We start from the raw sequence: 22,903 nt of genomic DNA on the forward strand, positions 1-22,903 counted from the left end.
AACAACTTGCAACGTGCAGTTGAAAAAGGCCCCGTCAACCATGTCTCCGGTCCGTACAGGCCTTCCAAAAGGGACGTGCCGTAAGGGCGCAACCTTAAGTCGCCGTTACCGCAGCAACGGATATGTAACCGGCCCAGTGGCGCTCCAATCGCGGGCAAGCCCGCTCCCACAAAGGATGACTGCGCTGTGTCAGAGAGTAGTACCTGTGCCCTTGGCGAGAGAGGCTTTAAAAGCATCACAACCCTTCCAGCTCGGCCATCAAATCATTCAACCGATCAACTTTCTCCTCGTTGATTTCGCTGCTTTCCAGCCCTTCGATATACACCGCCAACTCGGCCACGCAACTGCATTCGAACATCGCCCGCAGCGGTACATTGCGTTGCAGCACTTTCTGCACCCGTGAAGCAATTTGTGTCGCCAGCAATGAATGCCCGCCCAACTCAAAGAAGTTGTCGTTCACCCCTACCTGCTCCACGTTCAGTACTTGCGCCCAGATGTGGGCCAAGGTCTGTTCCAGTTCCGTGCGCGGTGCCAGGTAGTCGTCGCGCTGCAACTGGCCGATTTCCACCTCGGGCAATGCCTTGCGGTCGAGTTTTCCGTTGGCGTTGAGCGGCAGCCTTTCCAGCCACAGCCAATGCAGTGGCACCATGTATTCCGGCAATTCGCTGCGCAAGCGCTGCTTGATCCGATCCAGTCGCTCATTTGGATTGAGGGCCGATTGTGACGCCACCAGATACCCCACCAGGTATTTGCCGTTCAGGCCTTCCTGCACGCTGACCGCTGCATCGCGCAGTTCCGGCTGTTCGTGCAGACGCGCTTCGATTTCTCCCAGTTCGATCCGGTAGCCGCGAATTTTCACTTGATGGTCGATGCGCCCGACGTATTCCAGCACCCCGTCCATACGCCTGCGCGCCAGGTCGCCAGTGCGGTACAAGCGTTCGCCCGGTGCTCCAAACGGGTGGGGTACAAAAGCGGTGGCGGTGCGCAGCGGGTCGCTGACGTAGCCGCGGCCAACGCCAGTGCCCGCCACACACAGCTCACCCACTGCGCCCAGCGGCACCAGTTGCAGCGCGTCATCGAGCAGGTACAAGCGGTTGTTGTCGGTCGGGGTTCCGATCGGCAAGTAGCTGCCCTGGGTCGATGCCTGGTCGACGCGGAAGAACGCCACATCATCCGAGCACTCGGCCGGGCCGTAGGCATTCACCAGTCCGATCTCGGGATAGCGCTGCAACCATTGCTGCGCCAGTTCAGGCGGCATGGCTTCGCCAGTCGGGAGCATCCAGCGCAAGCTATCGAGTTGAATCCGCTCGACGGCCAGCATGCCTTGAATCAGCGACGGCACACTTTCGAGCACGCTGATGCCATGGGCGTTGACCTGCGCCAGCAAGGCCTGCGGGTCATGGGCGATGGCGTTGGGGACGATGTCGACCCGCGCGCCAAACAGCGGCGCAGCGAGGAATTGCCACACCGAAATGTCAAAGCTCTGGGACGCGGTCTGCGCGATGACGTCGTGCTCACTCAATTGCAGATACGGCACTTTACTCAGTTGGTTATTGAGCATGCCACGCTGTTCGACCATCACCCCTTTGGGCAGCCCGGTGGAGCCCGAGGTGTAAATCACGTAGGCCAGGTTGTCCGGCTGGCTATAGACCTGCGGGTTGTGTTCACCCAACCTGCCCGCCTGTACGTCTTCCCACACCAGTAAACGCGGGCGCACGGCGCAACCCGATTCGTCGAGCAAGGCCTCGGCCTGCTCGCGATAAGCGTGGGTGCACACCAGCAACGGCGCGCGGCTCAGTTCCAGGATGCGGCTCAGGCGTGAGCCCGGCAGCGCCGGGTCCAGCGGCAAGTAGCCCGCCCCGGCCTTGAAGCTGCCGATGATCATGCCCAGCAAGTCCAATCCGCGCTCAGCCAGCAGGGCCACCGGCTGATCAGCCCGCACACCCGCGCCAATCAATGCGTGGCCCAAACGGTTGCTGCGCTGGTTGAGTTCGTTGTAGCTCCAGTGTTGATCCAGGCAACGGGCCACGATGCGCTGCGGATGCGCCGCCACCTGCGCCTCAAACAGTTCGGCATAGCTGTGCTGCAACGGGTACGCACGCAGGCTCTGGTTACACCCCTCGATCAGAAATTGCTGTTCGGCTTCACCCAGCAATGGCAGCTCGGTTATGTCGCCATGCAGGCCATCCATCAAGGCCAGCAGCAAGCGCTTGAATTCACTCAACAGGCGTTCGACGCTGCTGCGATCAAAGAAGCGTTGATCGTAAGACAGGTGCAAGCCCAGGTCATCGCCGGGGTAGCACACGGCGGTCAGCGGGAAGTTGGTGTGGGTGCGGCCCGAGTCCGAGGTCGCGTTCAGGCTCTGTGCACGATCCAGTACCGACATATCCACCGGGGCGTTTTCGAACACAAACAGGCTGTCAAACAGCGGCTGGCCTTTAGGCAGTTCGCTGCGCTCCTGAATAGTCACCAGCGGCACGTATTCGTACTCGCGCAGTTCCATGTTGTGTTCCAGCAAGGCACTCAGCCATTGCCGTACGCTCAGCGGCTGGTCGTCGTCAGGCATCCGCACCCGCAGTGCCACACTGTTGATAAACAGCCCGACGGTCTGTTGCATCTGCGGCATGTGCACCGGGCGCCCGGCCACGGTGACGCCAAACACCACGTCACGCTCGCCGCTGAAACGACGCAACACCAGCGCCCAGGCCGCCTGGGCAAAGGTGTTGATGGTCAGTTGGTGTTGCTGCGCCAGTTCGCGCAGACGCACGCCGTCGCTGACCTCAAGCCGGGTGTAGCAATCGCCGACCAGCATGCCGCCGCTTTCGCCCGCATGTTCGCGCAAGAAAGGCCGGTCACTGGGGATATGAGTGGTCTGTTCAAACCCTTGCAGGTTGCGTTGCCACCAGTGGTTGGCCTGCTGCAAGTCTTGCTGTTGCAACCAACCGATGTACTCGCGATAGCGCGGCGCCGTGGCCAGTTGCGGCGCACGGTTTTCGCCCAATGCGCTGTAGATTTCAAAGAAGTCGCTCATCAGCAACGAACGGCACCACGCATCAATCAGGATGTGATGGTTGCTCATCATGAACCAATAGCGCGCTTGCCCCAGACGAATCAGCCGCAGGTGAAACGGCGCCTGATTGAGCAGATCAAAACCGGCTTCGCGCTCGCGTTTGAGCAACGCCTGCAAACGCTCTTCGTGCCCCGTTTCGGGCTCGCAACTCCAATCCTGGTAGTCAATGTCGGCAGTCCCTGGGCGATGGATGATTTGCAGCATGCCTTCGCCCGCGTTCCAGCAAAACGACGCACGCAAGGCTTCATGCCGCGCCACCACGGCCTGCCAGGCGTGGGCAAAACGCTGCGGGTCGAGGGCGCTGTTGATGCGGTAGCGGTCCTGCATGTAGTACAGCCCGGTGCCGGGTTCAAGCAAGGTGTGCAACAGCATGCCCTCTTGCATCGGGGTCATGGGGTACACGTCTTCAATCAACCCGGCCGCCACCGGCAAGCTGTCGAGTTGCACCTGATTGAGCCTGGCCAGCGGGAAGTCCGAGGGAGTCAGTCCACCCGCGTCGGTGCTCAAGCAATGGGCGATCAAGTTTTGCAACTCGGCCAGGTAGTCGTGAGCCAGCGCTTCAATGGTCTGCGGCTGATAACGCTCGGCGCTGAACGTCCAGCGCAGCAGCAATTCGCCGCCGTAAACCTGACTGTCGATACTCAGCTCGTTGGGCAATGGCGCGTGTGGGTCGTGGGCGGCGCCGGTCGGCGCGTCCAGCGGGCGGAACAAGGCATCGCTGGCAAAGCTCTGATCGAACTGGCCAAGGTAGTTGAAGGTGATCGGCGCATCAGGCAGCGCGGCCAGGGTTTGCTGTGTGGCCGGGTCAGTCAGGTAGCGCAGCACGCCGTAGCCCAGACCTTTGTGCGGCACGTGGCGCAGTTGTTCTTTGATGGCCTTGATCGAGTGGCCCGGCCCGTCTGCAGTGTGCGGGGTCAGGCGCAGCGGGTAGGCGCTGGTGAACCAGCCCACGGTGCGGCTCAGGTCGATGTCGTCGAACAGGGTTTCACGGCCATGACCTTCCAGTTGCACCAAGGTCGACGGCTGGCCGGTCCAGCGACAAATGACCCGCGCTAACGCGGTGAGCAGCAGGTCGTTGATCTGGGTGCGATAGGCGCTCGGCGCCTGCTGCAACAGTTGGCGGGTGCGCAGCGTGTCGAGGCGCACGCTGAGGGTATGCGCGTGCAGGTTTTGCCGTCCGCCCTGCGGGTTGGCACACGGCAACTCGGCGTTGAGGCCCTTGAGTTGCTGCTGCCACAGGTTCAGTTCTTCGCGCAGCGAATCACTCCCCGCATACGACTGCAGGCGGCTGGCCCAGGCCCTGAAGGCGCTGGTTTTAGCGGGCAGTGGTTGCTGGCGATACAAGGTTTGCAGGTCTTCAAGCAACACGCGCCACGACACGCCATCGACCGCCAGGTGATGGATCACCAGCAACAAGCGCTGTTCACCTTGCGGCCCCTCGACCAAGACCGCACGCAACAGCGGCCCGGCTTGCACGTCGAGGCTGCGCTGGGCCTCGCTAAACAGCGCTTCACAGTGCTGCATGTCCGGTACTGAAGCTCGCCACAGCAGCGGCTGGTCGACGGCGCTGGCGTAATGCGCGCGCCATTGCCCGGCCTGTTGCTGGAAGCTCAGGCGCAGGGCGTCGTGATGCGCCAGCAAGGCCGCTAGCGCTTGCTCCAGTTGCGCAGGGTCAAGCTGAACGGTGGGTTGCAACAGCAACGACTGGTTCCAGTGCCCGCGTTGAGGTATCTCGGTGTCAAAGAACCACTGCTGAATCGGCGTCAGTGCCGACTCACCGCTGAGCAGACCTTGCTCGGCCGACGGCTGTTCGGTCAGGGTCGCCACGCTCGCCAATGCCTGCACCGTTTGATGCTGGAACAGGTCGCGGGGGCTAAAGTGGATGCCCAGTTGCCGGGCGCGGCTGACCACCTGGATCGACAGGATCGAGTCGCCGCCCAATTCGAAGAAGTTATCGTTAAGCCCCACCTGTTTCAGGTTCAGCACTTCGCACCAGACGCTCGCCAGACTGAGTTCCAGCGCATTGCTCGGGGCCACGTACTGTTGGCGGTTCAGCTCCGGGTCTGGCGCAGGCAAGGCGCGGCGGTCCAGTTTTCCGTTGGCGGTCAGCGGCATGCTGGCCAGCAGCATCAGGTGCGCGGGCACCATGTAATCCGGCAGTTGCGCCTTGAGCTGGGCCTTGAGCGCTTCGCGCAGTTGCGCCGGTTCAGGCTGTTCATCACACACCAGCCAGGCCGCCAATTGCTTGCCCCCCGGCATGTCCAACGCCAGCACCACCGCTTCACGCACGGCAGGGTGTTGCAACAAATGGGCTTCAATTTCGCCCAGTTCGATGCGAAAACCACGAATTTTGACCTGATGGTCGATGCGCCCCACGTACTCGACCAGACCATCGCTGCGCTGGCGCACCCGATCGCCGGTGCGGTACAAACGCCCACCCGTGTGCGTAAACGGGTCCGCGACAAAGCGTTCAGCGGTCAGCCCGGCGCGCTGGTGGTAACCCTGGGCCAGGCCTGCTCCGCCCACATACAGTTCACCGGTCGCTCCTTGCGGCACCAGCGCCAGGTCGGCGTCGAGGATATACGCCACCCGCGCGCCGATGATCTGGCCGATGGGCACGCTGGCGGCGCCGTCTTCCAGCTGTTGCGGGGCCAGGCTGGCCAGCGGCATGACCACGGTTTCGGTCGGGCCGTACGCGTTGAAAAAAAGGTCTGGTTGAAACGCCACACGAATCCGTTGCAGGTATTCGCCGGTCAGCGCTTCGCCGCCCGTGATGCACATGCGCACCGGTAATGTTTGCTCACGGGTGGCCAGCCACTGCGCCAACTGGCTGCCGTAGCTGGGGGTAAACCCCAGAACAGTGACCTGCTGCTCACGAATCAGCTGGCAGATTTCTTCGGCGCCCCATTGCCCTTGCGCCCTCAATACCAGCCGGGCGCCGCACAGCAACGGCACCAGCAAACGTTCGGTGGCGGCGTCGAAATTGATCGAATAGAAATGCAGTTCGCAGTCATCGGCGCGCATGTCAAAACGCTCGATCACAGCGCGGCAATGCATGGCGATTTCGCCGTGGGCCACCCCCACGCCTTTGGGTTGGCCGGTGGAGCCAGAGGTGTAAATCAGGTACGCCTGATGCTGCGGGTCGCTGATAAACGGCAACTCACTGGCGGGGTACGCGGCCAACTCCGGGCCGTGTTCTTCGACACACCAGCGCACCACGCCTGCGGGCAGTTCGCCCAGTGCATCTAATAAGCTGCGCTGGCTCAACAGCAGGCCAATGCCACTGTCTTCGATCATGTAATGCAGGCGCTCCAGCGGATATTCCGGGTCGAGCGGCACGTAGGCGCCGCCCGCCTTGAGAATCGCCAGCAGGCCGATGACCATTTCCGGCGAGCGCTCCAGCGCCAAACCGACCCGCACCTGCGGGCCGACCCCGAGTTCACGCAGCCGCCAGGCCAGTTGATTGGCGCGGCCGTCGAGTTCGCTGTAGCTCAGGTGTTGCCCGGCGAAGGTCAGCGCGATGGCCTGCGGGCGCACCCGTGCCTGTTCGGCAAACAACGGGTGAACGCACTGATCAAGACGCTGTTCACCGGCTGCGGGGGCCAGTCCATCGAGCAAGCATTGTTGCTCATCAACGCTCAGCAGCGGCAAGTCGCTCAGGCGTTGGTGCGGGTCGGCCAGCAACGCCGCCAGCAGGTTGCGCCAGTGTTCGGCCATTTTGGCAATGCGCGGCTCGTCGAACAGGTCAGTGCTGTAGGTCAGGCAGCAACTCAAACGATGGTCCAGGTCGGTGACTTCCAGATTGAGGTCGAACTTGGTGGCCCGTGCATCGTTGGCCAAAAACTCGACCGTCATGCCCGCCAACTGACGGCGTTGCTGGAACTCCCAGCGCTGCACGTTGCACATCACCTGAAACAGCGGGTTGTAAGCGGCGCTGCGCGGGGGTTGCAGGGCTTCGACCACGTGGTCGAACGGCAAGTCCTGATGTGACTGGCCTTCGATCACGGTCTGGCGCACCTGCTCCAGCAGTTCATCGACGCGCAGGTGCCCGTCCAGTTCACAGCGCAGCACTTGGGTGTTGAGGAAAGCACCGATCAGCCCTTCGCTTTCGGGGCGGATGCGGTTGGCCACCGGCGCGCCAATGCGCACGTCGGTCTGGCCGCTGTAGCGGTAGAGCAGCACCGCGAGGGTGGCGGTCATGGTCATGAACAGGGTCAGGCCGTGCTCGGCATTGAACGCCCGCACCCGCGCCGCAAGGTCGTCGCTCAGGTCAAAACGGTACAACTCACCCTTATGGCTTTGCACCGGTGGCCGTGGCCGGTCGCTGGGCAGCTCCAGCAACGGGTGTTCGGTGCCCAGTTTGGTCACCCAGTAATCGAGTTGGCGCTGACGCTCGCCCGACGCCAGCCACTGGCGTTGCCACACGCTGTAGTCCAGGTAATGCACGGCCAGCGGTGCCAGCGGCGAGGCCCGGTCGTCGAGAAACGCTTCGTACAATTCGCCCAGTTCGCGGGCAAAAATATCCATCGCCCAGCCTTCGGTGACGATGTGGTGCAGGGTGAGCACAAAGTAGTGTTCACGCTCGGCGGCCTTGACCATATGCGCACGCAGCAACGGCCCGTGTTCCAGATCAAATGGCTGATGCGCTTCACTGTCGGCCAGCGCCTGCAAACGCTGTTGACGGCTTGCTGGGTCCAGTTGGCTGAGGTCGAGCCAGCCCATGTTCAGCCCGGTGTCGCGCTGCACCTGCTGGCAGGCCACGCCGTTGACGCTGGGGAACGTGGTGCGCAGGGTTTCGTGGCGCTGGATCAAGGCGTGCAAGGCCGCCTCGAAACGCTCGACGTCCAGTCGCCCGGTGAGGCGCGCCATGCCGCCGACGTTGTAAGCCGGACTGTTTGGCTCCATGTGCCAAAGGAACCACATGCGCTGCTGGGAATACGACAGCGGCACCGGCTGGCTGCGGTCGGCGGGCAAAATCGGCCGTTGGGTGTTGCACTGGCCGGCGGCCTGGAGTCGCTCAACCTGCTCGGCGAACGCCCCCAGTTCACTGGCTTCGAACAACACCCGCAAAGGCAGTTCGACGTCGCAGGCCTGACGCACGCGGGAGACGATTTGCGTGGCCAGCAACGAATGCCCGCCCAAGGCGAAGAAGTCATCACGCAGACCAATGTGGGTGTGCCCCAGCACTTCACGCCAGATCGCGGCGATTTGCTGTTGCAGCGCGGTGTGCGGCTCAACGTGTTCACGCACCTGCCACACCGGCTCCGGCAAGGCCCGACGATCCAGTTTGCCGCTCGGGCTCAATGGCATGGCGTCGAGGCGCAGCAATTGCGCTGGCACCATGTACTCCGGCAGTTCAGCCGCCAGCGCCGCCTTGAGCTGGGCGCTGTGCTCGGTGTCAGGCAAGTCGCCGTCCAGCGCAGTGTAGTAGCCGATCAGTTGTGGTCCGGCCAGCGTGTCGCGTATCAGCACCGCGGCCTGCGCCACGTCGGGCTGGGCCAGCAAGCGCGCTTCGATCTCTTGCGGCTCGACGCGAAAACCGCGCAGTTTGACTTGTTGATCGAGGCGCCCGAGGTATTCGAGCACGCCCTCATGGCTCCAGCGCACCTGATCGCCCGTGCGATACAGACGTGCACCCGGCTCGCCCAGCGGGTCGGCAATAAAGCGTTCAGCGGTCAGCCCCGGACGTTGGAGATACCCCCGCGCCAACCCCATGCCGCCAATGCACAACTCACCCGGCACCCCGGCGGGCAGCGGGTTCAGCTCGCTGTCGAGCACCCGGCACAGCACATTGCCCAGTGGTCGGCCAATCGGTGAGCGCTCGCCATCTTCTGCGCGACAGTGCCAGTGAGTGACGTTGATCGTGGTTTCGGTCGGCCCATAACGGTTGTGCAGTTGCACGTGGGGCAACTGTTGCAGCACCCGGTTGCGCAGGTCAGCGGGCAAGGCTTCGCCCCCACTGAATACCCGGCGCAATGAACGGCACTGCGCAGCCTGCGGCTCATCGACAAACAAGCGCAGTAGCGGCGGCACAAAGTGCAAGGTCGTCACCCCAAATTGCTGCACCAACTGTGCGATGCGCTGCGGGTCGCGATGCTCGCCCGGCCCGGCCAGCACCAGACGGCAGCCGGTGATCAATGGCCAGAAACATTCCCACACCGATACGTCGAAGCTGATCGGGGCTTTTTGCATCAGCACGTCGCTGGCATCCAGTGCGTACGTGGCTTGCATCCACTGCAAGCGTTCACTGAGGGCCGCGTGGGTGTTGCCGACGCCTTTGGGCTGGCCGGTCGAACCCGAGGTGTAAATCACGTAGGCCAGGTTGTCGCCATGCACCTGCAAGCCCGGCGCGTGGCTAGGCCAGTTGTCGAGTTTGAGGCAGTCCATGGCGATGACGCTGACCGCCTCCACGCTCGGCAAGTGCTGCAACACATGGCTTTGGCTCAGCAGCAAGGCCGCTCCGCAGTCTTGCAGCATGTAGGCCAGACGCTCTGGCGGGTAATCCGGGTCCAATGGCACGTAGGCGCCACCGGCCTTGAGAATCGCCAACAGGCCGATCAACAGGTGCGGCGAACGTTCAGCGGCAATGGCCACCGGCACATCCGGGCCGACGCCTTTGTCACGCAGGTAATGGGCCAACCGGTTGGCGTGGGCATGCAGACTGGCGAAGTCGAGGCTGCCGCCGTCCCAAAGTAACGCGAGGTGATCAGGGGTTTGTTGCGCCTGCTGTTCAAGCAGTTGCGGCAACCCGTATTCGGCAGGCGCGCACGGCGCGGCGCTCCAGTGTTGCTGCTCAAGTTGTTGTGTCGGGTTGAGCAGATTCAGGTCGGCCAACGCCGTGCGGGCATCGGTGCACACTTGCCCCAGCAGGCTGACAAAGTGCTCGGCCAGTTGCGCAATGGTGCGGGCATCAAACAGTTCAGCGGCATAGTCGAAGGACAGTTTCAGGCGGCCCTGTCGGTCTTCTTCACTGTGCAGTTGCAAATCAAACTTGGCTTCGCGGCTGTGCCATTCCAGCTCTTCGGCCAGCAAGCCCGGCAAACGCCGCAACGCGTCAAGGTCGCGCTGCTGATGATTGAAGAGGATTTGAAACAGGCCGTGTTCGCGGGCCTGCGGCAAGGCTTCAACCAGTTGTTCAAACGGCAGGTCCTGATGCCCTTGGGCATCGAGGGTGGCGCTGCGGGTGTGTTGCAGCAACTCGGCGAACGGCAATCGTGGGTCCAATTGCGCACGCAGCACCAGAGTATTGATGAAAAAACCGATCAGGCCGTGGGTTTCCTGACGCGGGCGGTTAGCACTCGGCACGCCGATGCGAATGTCGCGCTGCCCGGTGTAGCGATACAGCAGCGTTTGAAAGGTCGCCAGCAACAGCATGAAGGGTGTGACGTCGTGGGCCTGCGCCGTCTGGCGTACGGCTTCGCACAGCGACGCATCCAGTGTCAGGCTGTAACGCGCAGCGCTGTGTTGCCGGGCCGCTGAACGCGGGGAGTCGGTGGCCAGATTCAAGGTCGGATGCTCGTCGCCGAGCTGTTGCGTCCAGTAATCGAGTTGGCGCTTGGCCTCGCCTTGCGCCAGCCATTGGCGCTGCCAACTGCCGTAGTCCGCGTATTGCAGGGCCAGCGGCGCCAGTGCCAGCGGTTGTTGCAGGCACGCCGCGGCGTACAGTCGGGAGAACTCGTCGATCAACAGGTTGAGCGACCAGCCGTCAGCGATGATGTGGTGCAAAGTCAGCAGCAATTGATGCTCTTCGTCGCCCAGCTTGACCAGCGTGACCCAGAACAGCGGGCCCTTTTGCAGATCAAATGAGGTCCGCGCCTCATCCTCACGGATCTGCTGCGCCCGCGCTTCACGCTCTGCGTTAGGCAAGTCGCTGATGTCGATGACTTGCAGATCGAAATCAGCCGCTGCATCGACCTGCTGCAAGGCTTGCCCATCACGCTCGTAAAAGCGTGTGCGCAGGGCTTCGTGGCGTTCGACCAAGTGCGCAAAACTGCTGCACAGCGCGGCCTGGTTCAGTTCACCGCGCAGGCGCAAGGCGCCGGGAATCGTGTAGGCGCTGCTGTGCGGGTCAAGCTGCCACATAAACCATAGGCGGTTTTGGGCCAATGATTGCGGCAGTGCGTCCTCACGGCTCAGGCGCACGATACTGCCTTGGGCCAGGCCGCCATCCTGTTGCAACGCGCCGACTCGAGCAGCAAACGCGCTCAAGGTCGGGGCCTCGAACAACAGGCGCAGGCTGAGTTCCAGCTTCAGCTCTTCGCGCAAGCGGGCAATGACTTGCGTGGCCAAAATCGAGTTGCCGCCCAACAGGAAAAAGTGGTCGTCCGCCGCCACGTGCTCGACCTGCAAATGTTCACACCAGACCCACGCAATCAGCGCCTCTAGCGAATTGGCACGCTGCGCCGAGTCGGTCGTGGTCTTGGGGCTGTCGTCAGACGGGAACTGCGCATAGCTGTCGAGGCTGCCATCGGCCAGGCGATTGCGACAGGCCGAGCGTTGCAGTTTGCCGCTGGACGTTTTCGGCAGCGCCCCCGGATTGAGCAGCACCACCACGCTCGGCGCTTGCTGACAGGCGTCGGCCACAGCTTGGCGAATCGCGTTGATCAGCGCTTCGGGCGGGATGATTTTTTGCACGCTGCGGCTGATTTCTGCCGCAATGCCAATCCCCTCCTCGCCTTGGACAGTGACCGCAAACGCTGCCACCCGGCCTTTGCGCACCACTTCCACTTCGCGCTCGATGGTTTTTTCGATGTCTTGTGGGTACAGGTTGTGGCCGCGCACGATCAGCAGGTCTTTCAAGCGGCCGGTGATGTACAACTGACCTTCGCGCACAAAGCCCAGATCGCCGGTGCGCAACCAGGTGCTGCCCTGCTGCTGGACAAAGGTCTCGGCACTGGCTTGGGGGTTGCGCCAATAGCCGTGGGCGATGCTCGGGCCGCTGGCCCAGACTTCGCCGACGCCATTTTCGGCCAACGGGTCGAGGGTCTGCGGGTCGACGATCATCACCGCGTGCTCAGGCTGGTGAGTGCCGCAGCTCATCACCGCGCTACCCTCGCCCGGTTCGATGCGGTTGTTGGCCAGCGCCCGCTCATCCAGGCACAGGGCCGCAATGCCCTGCCCGCGCTGCCCGCCCGCGACAAACAACGTGGCCTCGGCCAGACCGTAGGAGGCGAAGTAGCTGTCGGAATTAAAACCACAGGCCGCAAAATTTTCGGCAAAGCGTGCAAGGGTGTCCTGGCGGATCGGCTCTGAGCCCGAATAAGCCACACGCCAGCGGCTCAAGTCCAGGCCCGCCAGCGCGCTGTCGCTGACCCGCTCGCTGCACAGTCGATAGGCGAAGTCCGGCCCGCCACTGATGGTGCCGCCGTACTCGCTGATGGCTTCGAGCCAACGCCGCGGGCGGGTCAGAAAATACGCGGGCGACATCAACACACACGGCACGCCGCTGAAGATTGGCTGCAACAAACCGCCGATCAGGCCCATGTCGTGGTACAGCGGCAGCCAACTGACGATGACGTCATCGGGGTTGAGGTCGATACCGAAGCCGCGACGGATCAGCAGCTCGTTGGCCACCAGGTTGCCGTGGGTGACTTGCACGCCCTTGGGCAACGCAGTCGAGCCTGAGGTGTACTGCAAAAAGGCGATGTCGTCAGCCTGCAATGTCACCGGCTGCCAAGCGTGCGCGAGGCTCGGTTCCAGCGTGTCGACACACAGCAACTGCGGCGAATCGGCGCCTGACAGTTCACTCATCTGCAACAAGGACTCACGCACATGGCTGCTGGTGAGCAACACGCGCGGTTCGGCGTCGGCCAGAATCGACAGCAAACGCTCTTGGTGATGACGCCGCGCCGACTCAGGCGGATACGCCGGTACAGCGATCACCCCGGCGTACAGGCAGGCAAAAAAGGCGGCGACGTAATCCGGCCCGCTGGGGAACAAAAGCACTGCGCGGTCGCCCACCGAGGCATTGGCCTGCAAGGCCGCGGCGATGGCGCGGGCGCGCACATCCAGATCGCGATAGGTCAGGACCTGACTGGCGCTCTGGTCATCGCCAAGAAAGCGCAAAGCCAATCGATCCGGGGTCTGGGCAGCGCGTTGCTGCAGGGCTTGGGCCAATGTGCCAGGGAGTTCGAACGCGTCCATCATGGGGTTTCCTGCCTGAAGTCGGCTTGCAATGAATTCGGTGTGTTTGAGAGACGAGAAACCGCGGGGCCGCTTTACCCGTGGCTTAGCTGTCGGGCCTGTTGATTGCGCCAGCGCGCCAGATGTTCTTCGGCGTAGCGGCGCAGGCAACGCAGCAGCGGGGCTTCTTGCTGGAGCAGGAAAAAGTGATGGCCTTCGAACAGGTCCAGGGAGAAAGCGCTGCTGGTATCGGCCTGCCAATCGAGCAGTTGCTCGGCGCGCACGCTGTCTTGCTTGCCGCCAAATACGTGGATCGGCAGCGGCAACGGCGCGCGCTGGCCATGGCTGAAACTGCCGCATAACAGGAAGTCGGCGCGCAGGATCGGCAGCAGCAATTGCATCAGTTCGGCATTGGCCAATACCTCTTCAGCCGTGCCTTTGAGTTCCCGCAGGCGCTCGATCAGTTGCTCGTCGGTTTTGGCCACGGCGTATTCACTGACATCTCGGCGGGCTGGACCGGCGGTGGCCGAGGCAAACAGCGCCAGCGGCTCAGGCAGACCGCGCTCGCGCAGGGCGTGGGCCAGCTCAAACGCCAGCAGGCCGCCCAGGCTGTGGCCAAACAAGGCGTACGGGCGGTCCAGTTCGGTGCTGATTTCAGTCGCCAACTGCTGGGCCAATGGCCGTATCTCGCGTTGTAACGGCTCGTCCATGCGCATGCCGCGCCCTGGCAATTCCAGCGGCCGCACCTGCAACCATTCGGGCAGCGAACGGCGCCAGCGGCTGTAGGCCATGGCGCTGGCGCCGGAGTAAGGCAGGCAAAACAAACGCAGCTTGATCACCTCACTCATGATCGGTGCCACCGCTGTGAAGCCCCGCCCGCGCACGTGCAAACAACCATATCGCCCTCCTTCGCAACCCGTTCATCGCCGGTCTGTTGCACCAGCCTTTGTCCCTTGAGAACGGTTGGCCCTAGCAAATAATTAGTCGCTGCAATGCTGGCGTTTTGGAGTCAATCGCGCGGGATGTGAGGCTCTTCGCAATCTCCTGTTCGGCGCGGTATTAATTCTGTTTCTCAATTGACAATCATTATCATTCATCCTAATTTGTTGCCAACTGTGTAGCCAACTGCCGAGTAAGGGCCTGCACTTTTTCAACTGCCACAGGTGATCTCCATGACGGAACAAATGTCCACAAGCAGGTGCGACTCACCCTTACTTCAGGCCTTTGTCGACAATCGATTAATCCTGGTCAAAATCGCCGCGCGGATCACCGGTTGCCGCTCACGGGCCGAAGACGTGGTGCAGGATGCGTTCTTCCGCTTGCAGTCAGCGCCGCAGATCACCTCTTCATTCAAGGCGCAGTTGAGTTACCTGTTTCAGATCGTGCGTAACCTGGCGATTGATCACTATCGCAAGCAGGCGCTGGAGCAGAAGTATTCCGGCACGGAAGAGGAAGGCTTGAATGTGGTGATTCACGGCGCATCGCCGGAAACTTCGCACATCAATTTTTCGACCCTGGAAAACATCGCTGAAGCGCTGACCGAGCTGCCCACCCGGACGCGCTATGCGTTTGAGATGTACCGCTTGCACGGCGTTCAGCAAAAGGACATTGCCAAGGAATTGGGGGTGTCACCGACGCTGGTGAACTTCATGATTCGCGATGCGTTGATTCATTGCCGCAAAGTCTCGGGGACTCGGGCAGATACGTTTGCTCGGCGGTGAGACTCTTCCTCGATACAAGCCGAAACATTCGTGGGAGATTGCCGATTTCGTAGCAGTTGCCGAAGGCTACGTCCGATTGCGAAGCGATCGCAAACACTGGGTGCACGGTTGAACTGACACACCGCAGTGCTTGATTTTACGACTGCTACGCAGCCGGACGCAGCCTCACAGGCTCGGCAGCTGCTACGAGTTTTCGTACGCCTTGGCCCCACGGGAGCTGCGCTCAGCCAAACCCGCTCTGTCGAGCACCATCAACGCCGCCCGTTTGTGCGGGAAGTCGAATTCCTTGATCCGCTCATAACCCTGCGCTTGCATGTAGCCAATCATTTTGGCGTTGTCGGCACGGGGTTCAGCCACCACGCGCTGGGTGCGCGGTTCATCTTCAAACAGGTAGCGGGTCAGCGCCGATAGCCAGCTGGCAACTTTATGCGGCCCGCGATGCGCCTCTTCCCCCACCAGCATGTGGATGCCGCGGTCATAGTCGCCCACGTTGTAAAACGGCGCGATGCGGTCTTCTTTGGCCCAGTAGGCCTCGAAATAGGCAAACGGCTGGTCGTCGAAGCAACCGATCAACGTCAGGGTGTGCGGGTCGGCTGCGAGTTTTTCCAGGTAGTGGCGATGCTCTTCAAGGCTCCCGCCTTCGTCCCAAAAAGCGAGCACGCGCGGGGTATTTTGCCAACGGCTGAAACGCTCAAGGTCCAGGTCGATGTCCAGGGTGCGCAAGGAAATCCAGGCACCCAGTTGTGGATCGAAGCGGCGATACACTTCGCCTTGGGGTTTGGCCGGACGCTGCGGATGGGGGTGCGGGGAGGTCATGGTCATCTTGGGCTCACGATTTTCGTCAACAGATGGGCTGTGTGACGTTGCCCGGCAAGAGAAATTTAGGGGATCGTGGCAACCTGCTCAATGTGATAAGGCGCGAAGATCGCTTCCAATTGGCCGCTGTCGCGCAATATTTGCATCAGCCGGCTAAATTCCTGGCTCCGGATCGGCCCCTGCGGGTGCAAGAAGGCGTAATGGTGATAGGTCTGATCCACACGCTCAGACACCATGACCTGGTTTTCGAACTGCGGGTTGTTGTTGAGTATTTCTCTGAGATTGGAGCGGGTCATTAACGCGATGTCGACCCGACCCCGCAGCACCATCTGCAAGTTGCTTCGATGGGAATACGTGAGGGTGGCGTTGAAGGTGTTGGTCAAGAATTTCGCGCTGGGGTTAAAACCGGCAAACGCATAGTGATAGCCCGTAAACAGGGCCATTCGCTTGCCATCCAGGGTGTCGAAATAGGTTTGCTCACGGCCCGGTTGCCGGCTCGTCACAAATACTTCTGCGTCTTCAAGGCCAAGGTCGACGCGACTGTAGACAACATCTCGCCAGCCCCAGTCCGGGTTTTCAAACAGCACCATGTCCACTCGCCCCTGATCAAAGTCACGTACTCGTCGAGCAACGGAGGTGGGAACGATGGCGAAGTGGTAGTCACTTTGCAGTTGATTGAGCGCCTTCAGCAATTGCGGCAGCAACCCGGTATCAACACCACGTTCAGGGCGCACGATGTACGGTGGAAAGTGCGCTGCGCCGACTCTGACTTCCTGAGCCGCCCACGATGGCGTCAGCACAGCAGCACCCAGCGTCAGCAACACACAGTGGACCATCCACATTGGCAAACACTTCAATGCTGTGCACCTCGGGTGGCGCCCATGACTGGAACTTATTGGTGGGTACAGGACCTGAGATCAGGCAAGACCGTAATTTAAGTGCGCCTAGACTACCAAGCAAACGCGGAACTGGCCCACTACAAATTAAGCACCCTGTTGCAGCGCTTTAGCTACGCTGCATCTTCAACGCCGACGTTGTTTAAAGGAAGCTGCACATGCCTCACTGGCTGGTAATTGACTTGGAAGCCACTACCGATGACGGCGGCTGGCCTCTGGCAGAAATGGAAGTGATTGAAATCGGCGCCAGCGTGGTCACTCGTTCCGGGCGCGAGGTGGATCATTTCCAGCGCTTTATCCGTCCGCAACGCCGCCCGTTGCTGACCCCTTTTTGCCGCCAGTTAACCCATATCACCCAGGCCAATATTGATAGCGCAAGCCCAACGGTGCAGGTCTGGGAACAGTTCGAGCGCTGGCTTGGCCAGCACCTGCCAAAACTCGAAGGCTGGGCCAGTTGGGGGGATTACGACCGCCGACAACTGGAACAGGAATGGCAGCAAAAAAAGCTGAAGAGCGCGCTGACGGATCTGCCGCACATGAACCTCAAGCAGCAATTCGCTCAGGTCCGCCAGCTAAAGAGCCCGCTGGGTCTTAATAGCGCACTGCAACTGGCGGGCATGCAATTCAGTGGGCAACAACACCGCGCGCTGGAAGACGCCCGCAATACAGCGCGTTTATTGCCGCTGGTTTTCAAGGTTTAGGGCCGCGTAAAGCTGTCATAAAAGGGCGTGACTGGATAAATCGGCTTCTGCATACTGGCCAGCCTTTTTAGCCCATTCCGAGGAATCGCCATGTTTAAAGTCAACGAATACTTCGACGGTACCGTCAAGTCGATTGCTTTCGCACAAACTGAAGGCAAAGCCACTATTGGCGTCATGGCCCCGGGTGAATATGAGTTCGGCACTGCCGAGCGTGAAATCATGCACGTGGTGTATGGCGAGCTGAACGTCAAGCTGCCGGGCAGCAGCGAATTTGAAACGTTCAAGACTGGCGACCAGTTCAACATCCCTGCAAACAGCAAGTTCCAGCTCAAGGTCGTGGTTGAAACCGCTTACCTGTGCGAGTACCGCTGAGTTAGTCAATTCTTCTGTAGGAGCGAGCTTGTCTCTCGATCTTTTAAACGCTCAAAAGATCGCGAGACAAGCTCGCTCATACAGGGTTTTACCCCGCCGTATTGAATTGCAACGCTGCCAACCGCGCATACAGCGGGTTGCTGGCGATTAACTGCGCGTGGGTGCCAATCGCAACCAGCTTGCCCTGATCCATCACGGCAATGCGATCCGCATTCTGGACCGTCGCCAAACGATGGGCGATGACCAGCGTGGTGCGGCCTTGCATCAGGCTTGGCAAGGCTTGCTGGATCAAGTGTTCACTTTGCGCATCGAGGGCGCTGGTGGCTTCGTCCAGTAACAAGATCGGCGCATCGACTAATAACGCCCGGGCAATCGCCAAGCGCTGGCGTTGACCGCCGGACAAGCCCTGCCCGCCATCCCCCAGGTGAGTTTTATAGCCATCGGGCATTTGCAAAATAAAGTCATGGGCATGCGCAATGCGCGCCGCTGCTTCGACCTGAGCGTCAGTCGCCTGGGCATTGCCATAGCGAATGTTGTCTTCGACTGAGCCGAAAAACAGCGCCGGCGTTTGCGAGACCAAGGCAAAACAGCGCCGCAGGTCATGCGGATCAAGCTGTTTGATCGGGTGACCTTCCAGCAGGATCTGGCCTTGCTGAGGGTCATAAAAACGCAGCAGCAAGTCGAACAATGTCGATTTACCTGCCCCTGAAGGCCCGACCAACGCCAGGGTTTCGCCTGCTTTGATCGTCAGATCAAGGCCGGAAATTGCGTAGCTTTCAGGCCGCGACGGGTAAGAGAAATACAGGTCTTGGAGCTGCAAGTTGCCTTCTACCCGCTCCGGCAACACCTGCACACCGCTGTCAGGCACCTGGATCTGGCTTTTGGATTGCAGCAGCTCAGCAATTCGCTCAGCCGCGCCCGCCGCTTGTTGCAGTTCGCCAATCACTTCACTCAAGGTGCCAAAGGCACTGCCCACCACCAGGCTGTAAAACACAAACGCCGCCAGCTCCCCGCCGGAGATTCGCCCGGCGATGACGTCCATGCCGCCGACCCAGAGCATGACCCCTACTGCGCCCAGCACCAGCGAGATCACCAGAGTAATCAGCCATGAGCGTTGCAGAATTCGCTTGCGTGCTGTGGCGAATGCGCCCTCAACGGTTTGCGCAAAGCGCTGCTGGTCTTGCTGCTGGTGGTTGTAAGCCTGAACCGTTTTGATCTGGCCCAGGGCTTCGGCGACGTAGCTGCCGACATCGGCGATCCGGTCCTGACTTTGACGGGACAAGCTGCGCACCCGACGACCGAAAATCAAAATCGGCGCCAGCACCAATGGCAAGGCGACCACCACAATGCTGGTGAGTTTGGGGTTGGTGATAAACAGCAGCACCACGCCGCCGATCACCATCAGGCTATTGCGCAAGAACAAAGACAGCGATGAGCCAATCACCGATTGCAGCAAGGTGGTGTCGGTGGTCAGTCGCGACTGGATTTCCGAGCTGCGGTTGTTTTCATAGAACCCTGGATGCAGCCCGATCAAGTGGTTGAACACTTGTCGGCGAATGTCGGCCACCACGCGCTCGCCAATCCAGGACACTAGGTAGAAACGCACAAACGTGCCCACCGACAACCCCAGCACCAACAGCAAAAACAAGCCAATGGACTGGTTGAGCATGTGCGGCGACTGGGTCATGAAGCCTTTGTCGACCAGCAGGCGAATGCCCTGCCCCATCGACAGCGTGATACCCGCCGTGACGATCAAGGCCAGCAAGGCGCCAAGGGCCTGCCAGCGATAAGGAGCTACAAAATGGGCGGCCAGACGAATGGCACGGCGTTGACGGGAAGAAAGCATCGAGGGCATCCAGAAGGTCAATCACTCAAGGGCAAATGCCAAAAACAAGGCATAGCGTACATCGAACCCAGAATAAAACCGGTAAACCTTTCTCACTCGGTTTGAATATGACCGGGCGCCACAAGACCTAGGCCTTAATGTTCTAAAGTGAGACTGGAAGTTTCGGGGTATTTCTGTTGGACTGGGTGTCGCCGCCAAGTTGTAACAGCTTGGTCATTTAACGGATCTAAAGTAGCGCTACACCTTGATGAGGAGACAGGCCATGGAACCAATCAACGCTCAAGAAGTACCGGTAATTCGCACTCAGCCACAGGCGTCGTTGGGGTGTGCATTTATCGACGCCGAAGGTAAGGAAATTCTCATCACTGAAGAGATGATTCAGACTGCCTGTCATGAACTGGAACAGCGTTTGGTCAAACCTGCTCGCAAGGACTGAACCTCACAATGCCTGTAGGAGCGAGTTTGTCTCGCGATCTTTTGATCTTTAAAAGCAAAAGATCGCGAGACAAACTCGCTCCTAAAGGCGACCTTTCTGCCCCGTATTTACACCAACTCACCACCCAAGGCTTTGACCAGTTGCTTCAAAGCCACTGACTCGCCTTCGATATGCACCTGTAACCCTTCGACTTCGCGGCGCACTGGATAGTTTTTGCGCAACGCATCGAACGCCAGTTTCTGTTCTTGAACACTGCCGATCAGGCTACGGCGAAAATCCGCATCATCGCGGCGCGGGTCGTAAACACCGCGACACAGCATCGCCAGAACCCAAGCCGGATCACTCTGCGCACTCAGTTCAACCTTGGCCAGCCAGGGCGCGGGCAGCAAGTCCGCGAGCTTGATAGGCGCCTCCTGACCGAGAAAATCACACAACGCCTGGTAAATCTGCGCGGTGCCGCGCTGTTTGCCGTCCAGGCTGTATCCGGCGATGTGCGGGGTGGCCAGCACGCACAAATCAGCCAGTTCGACGTCGACTTGCGGCTCGGCTTCCCACACATCCAATACCGCTTGCAGGTCTTCGCGCTGGGTCAGCACCTCGCGCAAGGCGTTGTTGTCGATGACCGGCCCCCGGCTGGCGTTGATCAACCAGGTACCGTGGTTGAGCTGATTCAAGCGCTGGTGGTCGAACAAATGCCAGGTCGGGCTAGCGCCTGTCTTGTCCAGAGGCGTATGCAGGCTAATCACGTCGCAACGTTCGAGGATCTGCTCAAGGCTGACGTAATCACCGCCTTCGACCGCCTGACGCGGCGGGTCGCAGACCAGTACGTTAAAGCCCAGGCCACGCAGAACGCTGATCAGCCGACCGCCCACTTCACCTGCCCCCACCACACCGTAAGTGCGCTGAGTCAGGTCGACGCCTTCGATCTCGGCCAATGTCAGCAAGCTGCCGAGCACGTAGTCGACCACACCGCGAGCATTGCAGCCCGGCGCACTGGACCACTGAATGCCTTGTTGCTGAAAGTAGTCGAGGGCCAGGTGATCGGTGCCGATGGTGCAGGTGCCGACAAAACGCACCGCACTGCCTTCAAGTAAGTCACGGTCGACTTTGGTCACCGAGCGCACCAGCAAGACATCCGCATCGTGCACGTCGGCACGGGTGATCTGGCGCCCTGGCAAGCGGCGTATTTCACCGAACTCTGCAAAGAACGCTTCGATCAACGGAATATTTTCATCAGCAACAATCAACATGGCAGGCTCCTTTCGCGGAATCGCAGTGTAGGCGTTGTAGAGCGCAATGAGCCAGCGAGGCGTAGCATCTTGTGAAATCGGCTACACACCGCGTTTACAACGCCGCGACAACTCAACGTTTGCTGACCACTTGGTCAGGCGTACAATTGCCGGCTTTGCGCGTTAAATACTGTGGATGCACGCTTGTGAACTCTGTGACTCAACCCTCTTCTTCTATGGCTATCAGCCGCCCAGCACGGGTTAGCGCCGAAGTGCGAGCGCTATTGGCGCTGGCGTTTCCCATCATCATTTCCCAGGTCGCTACCACAGCGATGGGCTTTGTTGATGCCGTGATGGCAGGCCGGGTCGGGCCTCGCGACCTGGCCGCAGTGGCACTCGGCAACTCGATTTGGGTGCCGGTTTTTTTGCTGATGTCGGGCATTCTGCTGGCCACTACCCCTAAAGTTGCCCAGCGTTTTGGCGCCAATGCCCATCCCGAGATTGGCCCGATTGTGCGCCAAGCCCTGTGGCTGGCGTTGTTCACCGGGCTTTGCGCCGCCGGGTTATTGATCGGCGCTGAACCCTTATTGCGCTTGATGAAGGTCGACCCGGACTTGATCGAGCCGAGCATGGGCTACTTGCACGGCATTGCCAGCGGCATGCCCGCGGTCGGGGTGTACTGCGTGTTGCGCTGCTTCAGCGATGGTCTGGGCAAGACCCGGCCCAGCATGATCCTGGGCCTGTCTGCCCTGGCGCTTAACATCCCGCTCAACTACGTCTTCATTTATGGCCATTTTGGCGTGCCGGCCATGGGCGGCGTGGGGTGCGGCTGGGCCACGGCGATTGTGATGTGGTTTATGGCGCTGGGAATGGTGGTCTGGACCTTTCGCGGGGCCATCTACCAATCGAGCCGGGTGTACAGCCATTTTGAATGGCCTAAGTGGGCGATCATCAAGCGCCTGCTGAATGTAGGTGTGCCCATGGGTGTGGCGGTGTTTGCCGAGTCGAGCATTTTTGCAGTGATTGCATTGTTGATCGGCAGCCTGGGCGCCACGGTGGTCGCGGGCCATCAGATTGCCCTTAACTTCAGCTCGCTGGTGTTTATGATCCCGTATTCGCTAGGCATGGCGATTACTGTGCGTGTCGGCCAGGCGCTGGGCCGCCAGCAACCACGTGAAGCGCGGTTTGTTGCAGGCGTTGGCATGGGCACTGCGCTGGTCTGGGCGTGTATTTCGGCGAGCCTTATTTACGCGCTGCGCGGGCCGATTGCCACGGTGTACACCGCCGATCCGAGCGTGATTGAAGTGGCAACCATGCTGTTGATGTTTGCCGCGCTGTATCAGTTTTCGGATGTGATTCAAGTGACCGCAGCAGGCGCTCTGCGCGGCTATCAGGACACGCGGGTGACGATGATCCTGACGCTGTTCGCTTATTGGGGCGTCGGGTTGCCGGTGGGGTATGCGCTGGGGTTGACCGACTGGTTCGGTAAAGCCAGTGGCCCGAGCGGGCTGTGGCAAGGGTTGATCGCGGGTCTGACCTGTGCGGCGCTGATGCTGGCGGTGCGCTTGATTCGCAGCGTGAAGAAACATATTCGCCGCGCCATTTAACACGTAGGAGCGAGCTTGCCTCGCGATCTTTTAATCGTTTAAAAGATCGCGAGGCAATCGAGCGTCGATCAACTGCACCTACAAGAT

The 22,903-nt window shown here is 60.6% G+C and carries 10 protein-coding genes and 1 pseudogene; 5 read left to right on the top strand and 6 right to left on the bottom strand.

Going from position 1 to position 22,903, the window contains the following annotated elements; translation table 11 throughout:
- Window positions 1-235: 235 nt before the first annotated feature.
- Both RHM56_RS16090 and RHM56_RS16095 read right to left on the bottom strand, forming a co-directional pair.
- Window positions 236-13,216, bottom strand: coding sequence for a non-ribosomal peptide synthetase (locus RHM56_RS16090; protein WP_322233826.1), 12,981 nt, complete (start codon window positions 13,214-13,216; stop codon window positions 236-238).
- Window positions 13,217-13,287: 71 nt separating this feature from the next.
- Window positions 13,288-14,040, bottom strand: coding sequence for a thioesterase II family protein (locus RHM56_RS16095; RefSeq protein WP_322233829.1), 753 nt, complete (start codon window positions 14,038-14,040; stop codon window positions 13,288-13,290).
- A gap of 324 nt (window positions 14,041-14,364) precedes the next feature.
- Here RHM56_RS16095 and RHM56_RS16100 point away from each other — a divergent pair, with 324 nt between their 5' ends.
- A complete protein-coding gene (locus tag RHM56_RS16100; RefSeq protein ID WP_019407685.1) occupies window positions 14,365-14,913 on the top strand; it encodes an RNA polymerase factor sigma-70 in 549 nt (182 codons plus the stop codon).
- 183 nt (window positions 14,914-15,096) lie between these two features.
- On the opposite strand, the pseudogene RHM56_RS16105 reads toward RHM56_RS16100, so the two are convergent.
- Both RHM56_RS16105 and RHM56_RS16110 read right to left on the bottom strand, forming a co-directional pair.
- Window positions 15,097-15,711 (bottom strand): annotated as a pseudogene (locus tag RHM56_RS16105) (GNAT family N-acetyltransferase); the annotation flags it as partial.
- Between the two features lie 83 nt (window positions 15,712-15,794).
- Window positions 15,795-16,571: a transporter substrate-binding domain-containing protein gene (locus RHM56_RS16110; protein WP_322233834.1), complete on the bottom strand. Its 777-nt coding sequence runs from the start codon at window positions 16,569-16,571 to the stop codon at window positions 15,795-15,797.
- A gap of 212 nt (window positions 16,572-16,783) precedes the next feature.
- Between RHM56_RS16110 and RHM56_RS16115 the strand changes: the two genes are divergently transcribed.
- Together RHM56_RS16115 and RHM56_RS16120 are read left to right on the top strand one after the other, a co-directional pair.
- The gene (locus RHM56_RS16115; protein ID WP_322233836.1) at window positions 16,784-17,326 is read left to right on the top strand and encodes an exonuclease domain-containing protein; all 543 of its coding nucleotides are present in this window, start codon (window positions 16,784-16,786) and stop codon (window positions 17,324-17,326) included.
- Between the two features lie 90 nt (window positions 17,327-17,416).
- Window positions 17,417-17,698, top strand: a complete 282-nt coding sequence (locus RHM56_RS16120; protein ID WP_322233839.1) for a pyrimidine/purine nucleoside phosphorylase — start codon at window positions 17,417-17,419, stop codon at window positions 17,696-17,698.
- A gap of 88 nt (window positions 17,699-17,786) precedes the next feature.
- Here the strand turns inward: RHM56_RS16120 and RHM56_RS16125 are convergent, their stop codons facing one another.
- On the bottom strand, window positions 17,787-19,553 hold the full coding sequence (locus RHM56_RS16125; protein ID WP_322233841.1) for an ABC transporter transmembrane domain-containing protein: 1,767 nt from the start codon (window positions 19,551-19,553) through the stop codon (window positions 17,787-17,789).
- Window positions 19,554-19,806: 253 nt separating this feature from the next.
- Here RHM56_RS16125 and RHM56_RS16130 point away from each other — a divergent pair, with 253 nt between their 5' ends.
- On the top strand, window positions 19,807-19,980 hold the full coding sequence (locus tag RHM56_RS16130; protein ID WP_322233844.1) for a PA1571 family protein: 174 nt from the start codon (window positions 19,807-19,809) through the stop codon (window positions 19,978-19,980).
- Between the two features lie 107 nt (window positions 19,981-20,087).
- On the opposite strand, the gene pdxB is transcribed toward RHM56_RS16130, so the two are convergent.
- Window positions 20,088-21,230: a 4-phosphoerythronate dehydrogenase PdxB gene (gene pdxB, locus RHM56_RS16135; RefSeq protein WP_322233846.1), complete on the bottom strand. Its 1,143-nt coding sequence runs from the start codon at window positions 21,228-21,230 to the stop codon at window positions 20,088-20,090.
- A gap of 185 nt (window positions 21,231-21,415) precedes the next feature.
- Between pdxB and RHM56_RS16140 the strand changes: the two genes are divergently transcribed.
- Entirely contained in the window at window positions 21,416-22,816 is a 1,401-nt protein-coding gene (locus tag RHM56_RS16140; RefSeq protein ID WP_322233849.1) for an MATE family efflux transporter, read from the top strand.
- Window positions 22,817-22,903 lie beyond the last annotated feature (87 nt).

It is taken from the genome of Pseudomonas sp. CCC3.1 (assembly GCF_034347405.1).
In the GTDB taxonomy this organism is placed as follows: domain Bacteria; phylum Pseudomonadota; class Gammaproteobacteria; order Pseudomonadales; family Pseudomonadaceae; genus Aquipseudomonas.

Coding starts and splice junctions, on each gene's coding strand:
- RHM56_RS16090 (WP_322233826.1), bottom strand. CDS start 13,216: ATGATGGACGCGTTCGAACTCCCTGGCACATTGGCCCAAGCCCTGCAG.
- RHM56_RS16125 (WP_322233841.1), bottom strand. CDS start 19,553: ATGCCCTCGATGCTTTCTTCCCGTCAACGCCGTGCCATTCGTCTGGCC.
- RHM56_RS16130 (WP_322233844.1), top strand. CDS start 19,807: ATGGAACCAATCAACGCTCAAGAAGTACCGGTAATTCGCACTCAGCCA.
- RHM56_RS16120 (WP_322233839.1), top strand. CDS start 17,417: ATGTTTAAAGTCAACGAATACTTCGACGGTACCGTCAAGTCGATTGCT.
- pdxB (WP_322233846.1), bottom strand. CDS start 21,230: ATGTTGATTGTTGCTGATGAAAATATTCCGTTGATCGAAGCGTTCTTT.
- RHM56_RS16095 (WP_322233829.1), bottom strand. CDS start 14,040: ATGAGTGAGGTGATCAAGCTGCGTTTGTTTTGCCTGCCTTACTCCGGC.
- RHM56_RS16100 (WP_019407685.1), top strand. CDS start 14,365: ATGACGGAACAAATGTCCACAAGCAGGTGCGACTCACCCTTACTTCAG.
- RHM56_RS16115 (WP_322233836.1), top strand. CDS start 16,784: ATGCCTCACTGGCTGGTAATTGACTTGGAAGCCACTACCGATGACGGC.
- RHM56_RS16110 (WP_322233834.1), bottom strand. CDS start 16,571: ATGTGGATGGTCCACTGTGTGTTGCTGACGCTGGGTGCTGCTGTGCTG.